13 protein-coding genes are annotated in these 13,694 nt (G+C 60.0%); 10 read left to right on the top strand and 3 right to left on the bottom strand.

Going from position 1 to position 13,694, the window contains the following annotated elements; translation table 11 throughout:
- Positions 1-416: 416 nt before the first annotated feature.
- The 8 genes from KGB24_RS05705 to KGB24_RS05670 all read left to right on the top strand — a co-directional run bounded on the left by KGB24_RS05705 (position 417) and on the right by KGB24_RS05670 (position 10,291).
- A complete protein-coding gene (locus tag KGB24_RS05705) occupies positions 417-2,867 on the top strand; it encodes a penicillin acylase family protein (protein ID WP_223416042.1) in 2,451 nt (816 codons plus the stop codon).
- 199 nt (positions 2,868-3,066) lie between these two features.
- Positions 3,067-4,101: a ligase-associated DNA damage response exonuclease gene (locus KGB24_RS05700; RefSeq protein WP_008030073.1), complete on the top strand. Its 1,035-nt coding sequence runs from the start codon at positions 3,067-3,069 to the stop codon at positions 4,099-4,101.
- On the top strand, positions 4,098-5,786 hold the full coding sequence (locus KGB24_RS05695; protein WP_223416041.1) for an ATP-dependent DNA ligase: 1,689 nt from the start codon (positions 4,098-4,100) through the stop codon (positions 5,784-5,786). Before KGB24_RS05700 ends, KGB24_RS05695 begins: the two co-directional genes overlap by 4 nt.
- Positions 5,787-6,107: 321 nt before the next feature.
- Positions 6,108-6,890, top strand: a complete 783-nt coding sequence (locus KGB24_RS05690; RefSeq protein WP_008030070.1) for a transporter substrate-binding domain-containing protein — start codon at positions 6,108-6,110, stop codon at positions 6,888-6,890.
- Positions 6,891-6,946: 56 nt separating this feature from the next.
- A complete protein-coding gene (locus KGB24_RS05685) occupies positions 6,947-7,675 on the top strand; it encodes an ABC transporter permease (protein WP_008030068.1) in 729 nt (242 codons plus the stop codon).
- Positions 7,672-8,382 (top strand): ABC transporter permease, encoded by a 711-nt coding sequence (locus KGB24_RS05680; protein WP_008030066.1) that lies wholly within the window; start codon positions 7,672-7,674, stop codon positions 8,380-8,382. Before KGB24_RS05685 ends, KGB24_RS05680 begins: the two co-directional genes overlap by 4 nt.
- Positions 8,383-8,394: 12 nt before the next feature.
- The gene (locus tag KGB24_RS05675; RefSeq protein ID WP_223416040.1) at positions 8,395-9,513 is read left to right on the top strand and encodes a succinylglutamate desuccinylase/aspartoacylase family protein; all 1,119 of its coding nucleotides are present in this window, start codon (positions 8,395-8,397) and stop codon (positions 9,511-9,513) included.
- Positions 9,514-9,526: 13 nt separating this feature from the next.
- Positions 9,527-10,291, top strand: a complete 765-nt coding sequence (locus KGB24_RS05670; RefSeq protein WP_008030062.1) for an ABC transporter ATP-binding protein — start codon at positions 9,527-9,529, stop codon at positions 10,289-10,291.
- Between the two features lie 131 nt (positions 10,292-10,422).
- On the opposite strand, the gene KGB24_RS05665 is transcribed toward KGB24_RS05670, so the two are convergent.
- Positions 10,423-10,632 carry a hypothetical protein gene (locus tag KGB24_RS05665; RefSeq protein ID WP_084321795.1) on the bottom strand — a complete coding sequence of 70 codons (210 nt, stop codon included), beginning with the start codon at positions 10,630-10,632 and terminating at the stop codon, positions 10,423-10,425.
- A 107-nt stretch (positions 10,633-10,739) separates the two neighbouring features.
- The gene (gene dcd / locus KGB24_RS05660) at positions 10,740-11,306 is read right to left on the bottom strand and encodes a dCTP deaminase (protein ID WP_008030058.1); all 567 of its coding nucleotides are present in this window, start codon (positions 11,304-11,306) and stop codon (positions 10,740-10,742) included.
- Between the two features lie 353 nt (positions 11,307-11,659).
- Here dcd and KGB24_RS05655 point away from each other — a divergent pair, with 353 nt between their 5' ends.
- On the top strand, positions 11,660-11,869 hold the full coding sequence (locus KGB24_RS05655; protein WP_002554837.1) for a cold-shock protein: 210 nt from the start codon (positions 11,660-11,662) through the stop codon (positions 11,867-11,869).
- Between the two features lie 196 nt (positions 11,870-12,065).
- On the opposite strand, the gene KGB24_RS05650 is transcribed toward KGB24_RS05655, so the two are convergent.
- On the bottom strand, positions 12,066-13,073 hold the full coding sequence (locus tag KGB24_RS05650; RefSeq protein ID WP_223416050.1) for a DUF481 domain-containing protein: 1,008 nt from the start codon (positions 13,071-13,073) through the stop codon (positions 12,066-12,068).
- A gap of 253 nt (positions 13,074-13,326) precedes the next feature.
- Between KGB24_RS05650 and KGB24_RS05645 the strand changes: the two genes are divergently transcribed.
- Positions 13,327-13,680: an MGMT family protein gene (locus KGB24_RS05645; protein WP_008030054.1), complete on the top strand. Its 354-nt coding sequence runs from the start codon at positions 13,327-13,329 to the stop codon at positions 13,678-13,680.
- Positions 13,681-13,694 lie beyond the last annotated feature (14 nt).

Here is a 13,694-nt window from a genome sequence, read left to right as displayed (position 1 = left end):
GGCTGTGGCGGTAGTCGCCCCCTCGAGAGGCCGGGCGCAGGTTCTGCGCAGTGGGCAACCCGGCATGGATGCCGGGTTAGCCGCCCCCGGCCATGGATGGCCGATGGCGGCGGGCCCACGGAGCAGGATCGGAGCGAGGGCATGCCGAGCCACAGCGAGGCACCGAACGAAAGGGGCAAGAGCGCTTTGGTTACTTTCGCGCTTTTCGAAAGTGACTCGCTGTAAAAGCGAAACCAATAGCCGCCGTCCCCCCCAAAATGGATATGTACTCCAAACCAAAAAACAACAGCATTCCCCCCAACCATCACGGTTTATCCGACAAATCCTGAAATAACCCCCTACCCTGCTTGCGCGCCCACCTCCTGCTCTCTAACGTAGCGCCTTTACTGACGCTACCCCCCCGCAGGAGCTTTGCCATGGCCTCGCCAGCCCTCACACATTTTCTTCCCCGGTTCGGCGTTGCCGCAGCAGTGGCCGGTGTTTTGAGCCTGTCCGGTTGTCAGACCTGGAACGCCCAAGACACGCTCCCGCCCACCACCGGCGTGCAGCCGCTCAAAGGTCTGGCGCAAAACGTTTCGGTGCGTCGCAACGCCATGGGCGTGCCGTTGATCGAAAGCAGCAGCTTCCACGACGCGCTGTTCACCCTCGGCTATGTACACGCGAGCGACCGCATCACGCAGATGGTCACCCTGCGCCTGCTGGCCGAAGGCCGGTTGTCGGAGATGTCCGGTTCGGACCTGCTGGACGCCGACCGCTACATGCGCGCCGTCAACCTGAAGAAAAGCGCCGGCGAGTTGTACAAGGCCTCTTCGCCGCGCCTCAAACGCTTCTTCGAAGTCTATGCGCGCGGGGTCAACGCCTACCTGTTCCGCTACCGCGACAAGTTGCCGGCCGACCTCACCGCCACCGGCTACAAGCCCGAATACTGGAAACCGGAAGATTCGGCGCTGATTTTCTGCCTGCTGAACTTCAGCCAATCGGCGAACCTGCCCGAGGAAGTTTCCTCGCTGGTACTGGCCCAATCGGTCACCACCGACAAACTCCCATGGCTGACACCGTCCGCCCCCGACGAAAAACTGCCGGTGGCCGAAGCCGAAAAACTTCAGGGTCTCAAGCTCAACGGGGCGATTCCAGGCCTCGCCGAAATCAGCAAAGCAACCGGCCAACTGTCCGATCTGAATCTGCTGGGCGCCACGTCATCGAACAACTGGGCGATTGCCCCGCAACGCAGCCGCAGCGGCAAAAGCCTGCTGGCCAGCGACAGCCATGGGCCGCTGGGCGTGCCGTCGCTGTTCAGTTACGTGCAGATTCGTGCGCCGAAATACCAGGCGTCCGGCGTGACCATCGCCGGTTTGCCGATGGTGCTGGGCGGTTTCAACGGCAAAGTGGCGTGGAGCATGACCTCGGTCATGGGCGACAACCAGGACCTGTTCCTGGAAAAAATCCAACGCCAGGGCAACGGTCTCTCCTACGAAGTCGGCGGCAAATGGCAGCCGGTTATCGTTCGCAACGAAACCTATTTCGTCAAAGGCCAGCGGCCGATTCGCGAAGCGGTGTACGAAACGCGCCACGGGCCGCTGCTCAACAGCGCCAAAGGCACGGCGCTGGCCAACGGTTTGGGCCTGGCGTTGCAGACACCGAACTTCACCGATGACAAATCCCTGGACGCGTTTTTCGACCTGTCTCGCGCACAAACCGTGGAGAAAGCCTCGGACGCCAGCCGTGAAATCCGTGCGATCACGCTGAACCTGGTCTTTGCCGACGCCAGCAATATTGGCTGGCAAGTCACCGGTCGTTACCCGAACCGTCGCGAAGGCGAAGGCCTGCTGCCATCGCCGGGCTGGGAAGGTCGTTATGACTGGGACGGTTACGCCGACGCGATGCTGCACCCATACGATCAAGACCCGGCGCAAGGTTGGCTCGGCACCGCCAACCAGCGGGTCATTCCCCATGGTTATGGCATGCAGCTGTCCAATTCGTGGTCGGCACCGGAGCGTGGCGAACGCATGGCTGAACTGGCCGGCGTGGGCAAACACGACACGCGCAGTGTGATCGCCATGCAATACGATCAGACCACCACGTTCGCCGCCAAACTGAAAAAGATGTTTGCAGCGCCGGGCATGGCCCAGCCGCTCAAGCAGGCCATTGAAGCCCTGCCGGTAGCCGATCGCGGCAAGGCGCACGAAGCGCTTACCCGCCTGATGGCATTCGACGGCAAACTCGCCGCGACCTCCGCCGATGCAGCGATTTACGAGCTGTTCCTGCAGGAAAGCGCCAAGCAAACCTTCCTCGATGAACTGGGCCCGGAAAGCAGCCCGGCGTGGAAAGCCTTTATCGCCAACGGCAAGTTGTCCTACGCGGCGCAGGCCGATCATCTGTTGGGTCGTGAAGACAGCCCGTTCTGGGATGACGCACGCACGCCGCAGAAAGAAGACAAACCGGCGATTCTCGCCCGCAGCCTCGCGGCGGCCATCACCGCAGGCGACAGTCAGTTGGGCGGCGATCACAAAGCCTGGCAGTGGGGCAAACTGCACCGCTATGAATGGAAGAACGCCAGTGGCCAGACCGTGCGCGGTCCGCTCGCGGCCGGCGGCGATCACACCACGTTGAACACGGCGGCGTTCGCCTGGGGCCAGGACTTCAACACCACGCTGGCACCGGCCATGCGCTTCATCGTCGATTTCGGCCAGGCCGAACCGTTGATGGGCCAGAACGGTACCGGCCAGTCGGGTAACCCGGCGAGTCCGAATTACCTCGACAGCGTTGATCCGTGGTTGAAGGGGCAATACGTGAGTCTGCCGATGCAGCCGCAAAACTTCGACAAGGTCTACGGGACCAAGCGGTTGACGCTGACACCCGGCAAATAACGCAATTCCCCCTGTAGGAGCTGGCTTGCCAGCGATGGTCGTTAACGATTACGCGCACTGCCCGGTTAAACGCGGTGCATGTGAGTCCATCGCTGGCAAGCCAGCTCCTACAGGGACGTTATTTACTGTGAAGTTTCGATAGAACTTCTGACCTCGCCCAAACCTCATAGCTAACAAGTCCCTCCATTTTGGTAACAACATGGATCTTGTTATCGCGCGTCCCGAAGGTTTGTACTGCCCCGCCGGGGATTTCTATATCGACCCGTGGCGGCCAGTCGAACGTTCGGTCATCACTCACGCCCACGGCGATCATGCCCGAGGCGGCAACCAGCATTATCTGGCAGCCGCGCCCGGCGAAGGCATCCTGCGCGCGCGACTGGGCCAGGACATCAATCTGCAAACCCTGGCCTATGGCGAGCGGTTGCTGCATCACGGCGTCACCCTGAGTTTCCACCCCGCCGGCCATGTACTCGGTTCGGCGCAGGTGCGCCTGGAATATGGTGGCGAAGTCTGGGTCGCCTCCGGGGATTACAAAATCGAACCCGACGGCACCTGTGCGCCATTCGAGCCGGTGCGCTGCCACACCTTCATCACCGAATCGACCTTCGGCCTGCCAATCTATCGCTGGCCGCCTCAGGCGCAGGTGTTTGCCGAGATCAATCAGTGGTGGCAAGCCAATGCCGCCGAAGACAAGACCAGCGTGCTGTTCTGCTATTCCTTCGGCAAGGCGCAGCGGATTCTCCACGGTATCGACGCGCGCCTCGGCCCTATTCTGGTGCACGGCGCCGTCGAACCGCTCAACCGGGTGTATCGAGAAAGCGGCGTTTACCTGCCACCAACGATCCACGCTGGCGAGGTGAAAAAGAGCGACCCGATGATGCGCAAGGCGCTGGTCCTGGCCCCGCCCTCGGCGGGCGGCAGCACCTGGATGCGGCGCTTCGGCGATTACAGCGATGGCTTCGCCAGTGGCTGGATGCGCTTGCGTGGCACGCGTCGGCGACGGGGAGTGGACCGGGGTTTTGTGCTGTCGGACCACGCCGACTGGCCAGGCCTGCTCTGGGCAATCGAACAGACCGGTGCCGAGCGCGTGATGGTCACCCACGGTTCGGTCGCGGTCCTGGTGCGCCATTTGCGCGAGCAAGGTTTCGACGCCCAGGAATTCACCACCGAGTACGGCGACGACGAGGAAGACATCACCGACACCGAACCGCAAAGCGCCGAGGTGCTGCCGTGAAGGCCTTTGCCCGGTTGTACGCCGAGCTCGACGCGACAACGTCCAGCAACGCCAAACTGGCGGCGATGCAACATTACTTCGCTCAGGCCGCCCCGGAAGACGCCGCATGGGCGGTGTACTTTTTGTCCGGCGGGCGACCTCGACAACTGGTGCCGGTGCGCATCCTGCGTGAACTCGCCGAGGCGTATTCCGGCCTGTCGCCGTGGTTGTTCGAAGAGAGTTATCAGGCGGTGGGCGATCTGGCGGAAACCATCTCGCTGGTGCTGCCCGAAGCGCCCCACAGTTCCACCGACGGTTTGGCGGTATGGATCGAAGACAAACTGCTGCCCTTGCGCGGCGAACCTCCCGACGTGCTCGCCCAGCGATTGCCCGAACTCTGGTCGCAACTGGACCGTCCCGGCCTGATGCTCTGCATCAAACTGATCACCGGCAGTTTTCGCGTCGGCGTCTCCAAGTTGCTGGTAACCCGCGCCTTGGCAGCGATGGCGCGGCTCGACAGCAAACGCGTGGCTCAGCGACTGGTGGGTTACACAGACCTGTCCAGCCGTCCCAGCGCAGCGAGTTACCTGAAACTGATCGCTGCCGAGTCGGCCGACGAACACTCACAACGGGGCGGCCAGCCGTATCCGTTTTTTCTCGCCCACGCGTTGTCGCAACCGGTGGAGCAATTCGAAACCCTGCTCGGTCCCGCCAGCAACTGGCAGGTGGAATGGAAGTGGGACGGCATCCGCGCCCAAGTGGTCAAGCGCGATGGACGACTGTGGATCTGGTCGCGCGGCGAAGAATTGGTCACCGAGCGCTTTCCCGAATTTGACAGCCTGGTTCACGGCTTGCCGGACGGCACGGTGATCGACGGCGAGATCGTTGCGTGGAAAACCGCACCACCGAGCACCGAAGATGCCTTCGATCCACTGGCGCCGAACCCACCGGCGGTGCAACCGTTCGCCCTGCTGCAACAGCGGATCGGCCGCAAGACCCTGGGCAAGAAAATCCTCGATGATGTGCCGGTTGTCGTGCTGGCCTTCGACTTGCTGGAATGGCAAGGCGCAGACTGGCGCAACCAGCCTCAAACCCGGCGGCGCACCCAACTGGAACAGGTCATCACCCAGTGCAATAACCCGGTGTTACTGCCCTCCCCGGTGTTGACCGGCAAAGACTGGCTCGACCTCGCCCGCCAACGCGAAGCCTCCCGCCGCCTCGGCGTCGAAGGCATGATGCTCAAGGCCCGGGATGCGCTGTATGGCGTCGGCCGGACCAAGGACATGGGCGTCTGGTGGAAGTGGAAAGTCGACCCGTTCAGCATCGACGCCGTGTTGATTTACGCACAACGCGGCCATGGTCGCCGAGCCAGTCTGTACAGCGATTACACGTTCGCGGTGTGGGACAGTCCGCCCGGCGCCAGCGAGCGCACGCTGGTGCCATTCGCCAAGGCGTATTCAGGGCTCACCGACGAGGAAATGCGCCAGGTCGCCAGCATCGTGCGCAAGACTACGGTGGAGACATTCGGTCCGGTGAGCAGCGTAAAACCGAGCCTGGTGTTTGAATTGGGGTTTGAGGGGATCGCCTTGTCCAAGCGTCACAAGAGCGGGATTGCGGTGCGGTTTCCGCGGATGTTGCGGTGGCGCAAAGACAAGAGCGTTGACGAGGCTGACAATCTCGCCACCCTGCAGAATTTACTCGGCTGAACGCAGCCCTCTGTAGGAGCCAGCTTGCTGGCGATGGACGTTAACGATGACGCGTTCTCTCTGAAGAAACGCGGTGCTTTCAAATTCTTCGCTGGCAAGCCAGCTCCTACAAAAAGCAGGATCGTGCGCTCAATGACGGTGCAGCTATTTCCCGGCGCCCGTTTTCGTGCATAAATCCCGTCCAGCCATTTCTTGAATCACCTTTTAAAACGCTTGTTCGGGACTCTGGTTCGGAAATTGCTACTTTCAATAGGTCTTACGCTTTCCAGTAACAATAATTCTGCGCCACAAGCGCTCATATTGGTTCTTAGGGATTGAATAATGAAAAAAGCATTGCTGACCCTTTCTGCACTGGCGTTGTGCATGGCTGCCGGCTCCGCGCTGGCCAAGGAATATAAAGAACTGCGTTTTGGCGTTGACCCTTCCTACGCACCGTTCGAGTCGAAAGCGGCCGACGGTAGCCTGGTGGGCTTTGATATCGATCTGGGCAATGCCATCTGTGCCGAGCTGAAGGTCAAGTGCAAATGGGTCGAAAGCGATTTCGACGGCATGATTCCGGGCCTGAAGGCCAACAAATTCGACGGTGTGATCTCTTCGATGACCGTCACCCCGGCCCGCGAAAAAGTCATCGACTTCTCCAGCGAGCTGTTCTCCGGCCCAACCGCCTATGTGTTCAAGAAAGGTTCCGGCCTGACCGAAGACGTCGCGTCCCTGAAAGGCAAGACCGTAGGCTACGAGCAAGGCACCATCCAGGAAGCCTATGCCAAGGCCGTGCTGGACAAGGCTGGCGTGAAAACCCAGGCCTATCAGAACCAGGATCAGGTGTATTCGGACCTGATGTCCGGCCGCCTCGATGCCGCGATCCAGGACATGTTGCAAGCCGAACTGGGCTTTTTGAAGTCGCCAAAGGGCGAAGGCTACGAAGTCAGCAAGCCGGTTGACAGCGAATTGCTGCCAGCCAAAACAGCTATCGGTATCTCTAAAGGTAACAAAGACCTCAAGGCACTTTTGGATAAAGGTATCAAAGCGTTACACGATGATGGCACCTACGCCACCATTCAGAAGAAACACTTTGGCGATCTGAATCTGTACAGCGGCAAATAATGCCCGGCGCCCATCTCGCGATGGGCGCTTTTTTCATCCGATCAGGTTGCTGATTTATGTTCGAAAACCTATTACAAAATCTGGGGCTCTCAGCCTTCAGCCTCAAGGGCTTCGGTCCGTTGCTGATGGAAGGCACCTGGATGACAATCAAATTATCGGCGTTGTCGCTGCTGGTGGCCGTGTTGCTCGGCCTGCTCGGCGCCAGTGCCAAACTGTCAAAAGTCAAACTCGTGCGCGTCCCGGCGCAGGTCTACACCACGCTGATTCGCGGCGTGCCGGACCTGGTGCTGATGCTGCTGATTTTCTACAGCCTGCAAACCTGGTTGACGTCGTTCACCGATTTCATGGAATGGGAATACATCGAGATCAACCCGTTCAGCGCCGGGGTCATCACCCTGGGCTTCATTTATGGCGCGTACTTCACCGAGACCTTTCGTGGCGCGATTCTCGCGGTGCCACGGGGCCAGGTCGAAGCGGCCACCGCCTATGGCCTCAAACGTGGCCAGCGGTTCTGGATCGTGGTGTTCCCGCAGATGATGCGTTTCGCCCTGCCGGGTATCGGTAACAACTGGATGGTGATGCTCAAGGCTACCGCGCTGGTGTCGATCATCGGCCTCGCCGACCTGGTCAAGGCTGCCCAGGACGCCGGCAAAAGCAGTTATCAACTGTTCTACTTCCTGGTGCTGGCTGCGCTGATTTACCTGCTGATCACCAGCGCCTCCAACGTCATCCTGCGCTGGCTTGAACGCCGCTACGCTGCTGGCTCCCGGGAGGCCGTACGATGATCGAACTCCTGCAGGAATACTGGAAACCCTTCCTTTACACCGACGGCTACAACATCACCGGCCTGGCCATGACCCTGTGGCTGCTCAGTGCGTCGATCTTCATCGGTTTCCTGGTGTCGATCCCGCTGTCCATCGCCCGGGTGTCGCCGCACTTCTACATTCGCTGGCCGGTGCAGTTCTACACCTACCTGTTTCGCGGGACGCCGCTGTATATCCAGCTGCTGATTTGCTACACCGGCATCTACAGCCTGGCCGCCGTGCGAGAGCAGCCGATACTCGATGCGTTCTTTCGCGACGCGATGAACTGCACCATCCTCGCCTTCGCCCTGAACACTTGCGCCTACACCACGGAGATTTTCGCCGGGGCAATTCGCAGCATGGCCCACGGTGAAGTCGAAGCGGCCAAAGCCTACGGCCTGACCGGCTGGAAGCTGTATGCCTACGTGATCATGCCGTCAGCCCTGCGTCGCTCGCTGCCTTATTACAGCAACGAAGTGATCCTGATGCTGCACTCGACCACCGTGGCGTTCACCGCGACCATCCCGGACATCCTGAAAGTCGCGCGGGACGCCAACTCGGCGACCTTCCTGACCTTCCAGTCGTTCGGCATCGCCGCGCTGATCTACCTGACCGTCACCTTTGCGCTGGTCGGCCTGTTCCGCCTCGCCGAACGCCGATGGCTGGCCTTCCTCGGGCCGACCCACTAGGACTTTTCGCACATGCGCCACCAGATACATGACTTGCTGGCCCCGCTGCCGGGGACCGCACGACAGATTCACAGCTTCCACTTCGGCCCGACGTCGGCCCAGGGCAAAATCTACATCCAGGCGTCCCTGCACGCCGATGAAATGCCCGGCATGCTGGTCGCCTGGCACCTCAAACAACGCCTGGCCGAGCTGGAAGCCGCCGGCCACCTGCGCAGCGAAATCGTGCTGGTGCCGATTGCCAACCCGGTCGGTCTCGAACAAGTGCTGATGGATGTACCGCTGGGCCGCTACGAGCTCGAAAGCGGGCAGAACTTCAACCGCTGGTTCGTCGATTTGAGCGAGGAGGTTGGCAATGAGATCGAAGGCCAGCTCGGCGACGATCCGCAACGCAACCTCGAACTGATCCGCAGCAGCCTGCGCCAGGCTCTGGCGCGACAGACTGCCAGCACTCAACTGCAATCCCAGCGCCTGATCCTGCAACGACTGGCCTGTGACGCAGACATGGTGCTGGACCTGCATTGCGATTTCGAAGCGGTCGCGCACCTCTACACCACGCCCGAGGCTTGGCCACAGGTCGAGCCGCTGGCCCGCTACATCGGTGCCGAAGCGAGTCTGCTGGCCACCGATTCCGGCGGCCAGTCGTTCGACGAATGTTTCACCCTGCTCTGGTGGCAGTTGAAAGAGCGCTTCGGCGAACACTTCGACATTCCGCTCGGCAGCTTCTCGGTCACCGTCGAATTGCGTGGCCAGGGCGACGTCAATCACCCGTTGGCCAGCCTCGACTGCCAGGCGTTGATCGATTACCTGATTCACTTCGGCGCGATTGCCGGCGAACCGGCGCCACTGCCGGAACTGCCGTATCCCGCCACGCCGCTGGCGGCCGTCGAACCGGTGGCCACGCCCGTGGGCGGTTTGCTGGTGTTCACCGCGCTGCCGGGGGAATACCTGGAGGCCGGGCAACTGATCGCCGAAATCGTCGACCCGATCAACGATCTCGTCACCCCCGTTCACTGCACTGTCGCCGGGCTGATGTACGCCCGCTCGCTACGGCGCATGGCCACTGCCGGCATGGTGATCGCCCACGTCGCGGGCACCGAAGCCTATCGCAGCGGCTACCTACTTTCGCCTTGAGGATGCATGCCCCATGTACAAACTGACCATCGAAGGCCTGCATAAAAGCTATGGCGATCATCATGTGCTCAAAGGCGTTTCACTCAAGGCCAACACCGGCGACGTCATCAGCCTGATCGGCGCCAGCGGCTCGGGCAAAAGTACCTTTCTGCGCTGCATCAACTTTCTCGAACAGCCCAACGACGGCGCCATGAGCCTGGACGGCCAGAACATCCGCATGATCAAGGATCGCCACGGCATGCACGTGGCCGACGCCGATGAACTGCAACGGATCCGCACCCGCCTGGCCATGGTGTTCCAGCACTTCAACCTGTGGAGCCACATGACTGTGCTGGAAAACATCACCATGGCTCCGCGCCGGGTGTTGGGTTGCAGCAAGCAGGAAGCCGAGGACCGCGCACGTCGTTACCTCGACAAGGTTGGCCTGGCCGCACGCGTGGCCGACCAGTACCCGGCGTTTCTTTCCGGGGGCCAGCAACAGCGGGTCGCCATTGCCCGCGCATTGGCCATGGAGCCGGAAGTCATGCTTTTCGACGAACCGACATCGGCGCTCGACCCGGAGCTGGTGGGTGAAGTGCTCCGAGTGATCCAGGGCCTCGCCGAAGAAGGCCGGACCATGATCATGGTGACCCACGAAATGAGCTTCGCCCGCAAAGTGTCGAGTCAGGTGCTGTTTCTGCACCAGGGCCTGGTCGAGGAAGAAGGCGCGCCGGAAGACGTGCTGGGCAATCCGAAGAGTGAACGGCTGAAGCAGTTCCTCAGCGGCAACCTCAAGTAACACGCAGCCCTTGTAGGAGTGAAGCTTGCTCGCGAAAGCGGTGGGTCAGGAGAGAAAGATGTCGGCTGACCCACCGTCTTCGCGAGCAAGCTTCGCTCCTACAAATACAAGCCATTCATTCGCGTGGTTGATCACACAACCGGCGCGGGAGGCGGCTCATCCGGCAGGGTCGGCTCACCGGGTTCGGTCGGTTGTTCGTTGGGGGTATCGGGATCAGGCTGGCCGGGGATGCCCCCCGCCATGCTGATGGGCGGATGTGCCAGCAACGACCAGGCCAAAACGCCAACCTGATTGGGCTCAAGCCTTGCCAGTTCGGCACTTATACGCGGGTCGATCTTCATATAGCACTCCTGAGCGATGGCCCGATCCGCCTTGCGCAGATCGGAGCAGTACACCCCATAGAGTGTACGCTCGCCCAGGAATTCCCACGGCTTGTCAGACGGTTGACTCAGGTGCGTGGCAGCGTCACGCCGCGTTGGCCCTGATACTTGCCGCCACGGTCCTTGTAGGACACTTCGCACTCTTCGTCGGACTCAAGGAACAGCATCTGCGCCACGCCTTCGTTGGCGTAGATCTTCGCCGGCAGGTTGGTGGTGTTCGAGAATTCCAGGGTCACGTGACCCTCCCACTCAGGCTCAAGCGGGGTGACGTTGACGATGATGCCGCAGCGGGCATAGGTGCTTTTGCCCAGGCAAATGGTCAATACGTTGCGCGGAATACGGAAGTATTCGACGGTGCTGGCCAGGGCGAAAGAGTTCGGCGGGATGATGCAGACGTCGCTGTGGATATCGACGAAGCTGCCGGCATCGAAGTTTTTCGGGTCGACGATGGCCGAATTGATGTTGGTGAACACTTTGAAGTGATTAGTGCAGCGAACGTCGTAGCCGTAACTCGACACGCCGTAGGAGATCACTCGGCTATCGTCGCTGCCGCGCACCTGGCGCTCGACGAACGGTTCGATCATGCCCTGCTCTTGCGCCATGCGGCGAATCCACTTGTCCGATTTGATGCTCATGGCGGGTGTCCTGAATAGCGAGGTGGAAAAAATCTGTCCGGCATCTTACCGGGGCGCGCCGCCGGTTCAAAGTCCGGGGCACAATTCTTGGCGATCCCCCTTAAATTCCGGACCTCGACGGCAATACAATGCACCGTCAGTCACGAAAACAGAGAAACCTTCGCAGGAAGCATTGGCACGTTCCGGAAAAAGGGTTAAGGTGGCGCCACTGTGCTGCTTGTGTCACTGAGAATCTCTACACGATATGTTGAATTTCGATCCAACCATCTACAAGAATTTTTCCTGCTCTTTGCACTCAGTCTCGGCCAGGGTTCTTCCTGAGTCGCAGTTATCTTTGTTCAAGGAGTTACACCATGTCTAATCGCCAAACTGGTACCGTTAAGTGGTTCAACGATGAAAAAGGCTTCGGCTTCATCACTCCACAATCCGGTGACGACCTGTTCGTTCACTTCAAAGCTATCCAATCCGACGGCTTCAAAAGCCTGAAAGAAGGCCAACAGGTTTCTTTCATCGCTACCCGCGGTCAGAAAGGCATGCAAGCTGAAGAAGTTCAAGTTATCTAACTTGTACTTGCTTTAGTAAAAAGCCCCGCCCTTAAAAGCGGGGCTTTTTTGTGGGCGAATGTTTTGTAGTGATCCAAACGCTATGGACAGTACTGACGCCTTCGCGGGCAAGCCTCGCTCCTACAGGTTTTGCGTCGGTATCGGAAATCGCGATCGACGCAAAACCTGTAGGAGCGAGGCTTGCCCGCGAATGGTTTTACCAGGCCACACCAAACCCTGCGGTGTAGCGGGTCTTGTCCAGATCGGCATCGTCTGTACCGCTGATGATGTCTCGCTCGGCCTTCAGATTAAGCGACGCCCACTCGGTCACTTTGTAGCGCAAGCCCATTTCGGCATCGAGCGCATAATCCGCCACACCCGACAACGGCTTGCCCACTTCGCCATTGGTGAAGAACTCCACCTTCTTGCCGATCAGGTAGCGGTTGTAATCCCACTTCATCGCCAGGGAATAGAAGTTGTCCTTGCTGCCGTCGGAGAACTGGTAGTCCGTATGGTTGACCAGCGAACCCAGCGAGAATGCGCCTAGCTCGTCATCCCAAAATTGGTAACCCGGACCGGTACCGACGGTGCGCTGACGGGAGAGCTCTTCAACCTTGTCGCGCTTATAAACCGCGCGGCCCTGCCAGAACCACTTCTCGGTCAGGAAGCGGTCGAGCGAGTACTCGCCCCGCCAGTTGTCGGTGGTGACCACGTCATCCTGGAATTCACGGTTGTACTCGCCTTCGGCGATATGCCGCCATCTGCCATGACGCGCAGTGGTCTTGAAGTCGATGTCGTAGTCGTCGGTGTCCTTTTCCGCCCGCTGGTAATCCAGCGCCGCATCGATATTGCCTTTCCAGACCAGATCTTCGACCACCGGCTTGGGCTTGAGTATCTGCTGGATACTCGCCAGCTCGACGGTCTTCGGTGCCTCGCCGTTTTCCAGCGTGACTTTGCCGTCGTCTGCCGCGTGCAGCGACTTGGCCTTCTCACCGCTGTAGGCATCCTGCTTGACCAGCAACTCCTGATCGCTCTCCAGGGTTTTGACCTGCTTCCAGTCGATCGGAACCGAACCGGCGTATTCGGTCTGGATCACCAGCTTGCCGCCGTCAAACAGAGTGATCTTGCCACTCAGCTTGTCACCGTTCTTTAACCACACGGTATCGGCGAGCAAGGGCGTGGAAGCACTCAGGACAGCGAGGCACAACAGGGTTCTGGACACCATAAGCAAAGACAGGCTCAAGTTTGCGAAAAAAGTCGGCATTATCCATAGGAATAAGGCCCTAACAAGGACTGACCCGCCCATCTCTATTGAGTTCATTTCTCAATTACTGATCGAGGATTTACCCTACAGACGGTCAGCCACTGTAGGTACGAGCCTGCTCGCGATAAACTCAGGATCGACGCGTTTTCCCAGACAGCTCGCGTTATCGTTAACGACCATCGCGAGCTGGCTGGCTCCTAAAGGGATCCCGGATGTGACCGACGCCGATGCAGAAACCGAAAGCCCTGCGCAAATCCGACGCACGGCGCTGTACCTCACTCTGGCGCAGGTGCCCGAGGGCAAAGTCGTGAGTTATGGTCAACTTGCCGAACTCGCAGGACTGGGTCGCGCCGCGCGCTGGGTCGGTCGTACGCTCAGCCAGTTGCCTGGCGACACCAAACTGCCCTGGCACCGGGTACTCGGCGCCGGCGGTCGGATCAGCCTGCCCGTGGGCAGTCCTTCAGGGGACGAGCAACGCGCACGATTGCGCTCCGAAGGCGTCAGTGTCCTGAACAATCGTGTTGATATTCAGCGCCATGGCTGGCGCCCGGTAGAGCACAGCGGTTAGAGTGCGCGCTTTGT

Source organism: Pseudomonas sp. BF-RE-25 (assembly GCF_019956105.1).
GTDB lineage: Bacteria > Pseudomonadota > Gammaproteobacteria > Pseudomonadales > Pseudomonadaceae > Aquipseudomonas > Aquipseudomonas migulae.
Note: the sequence above shows the minus strand (reverse complement) of the source record. Positions and strands in the feature narration are given on the sequence as shown.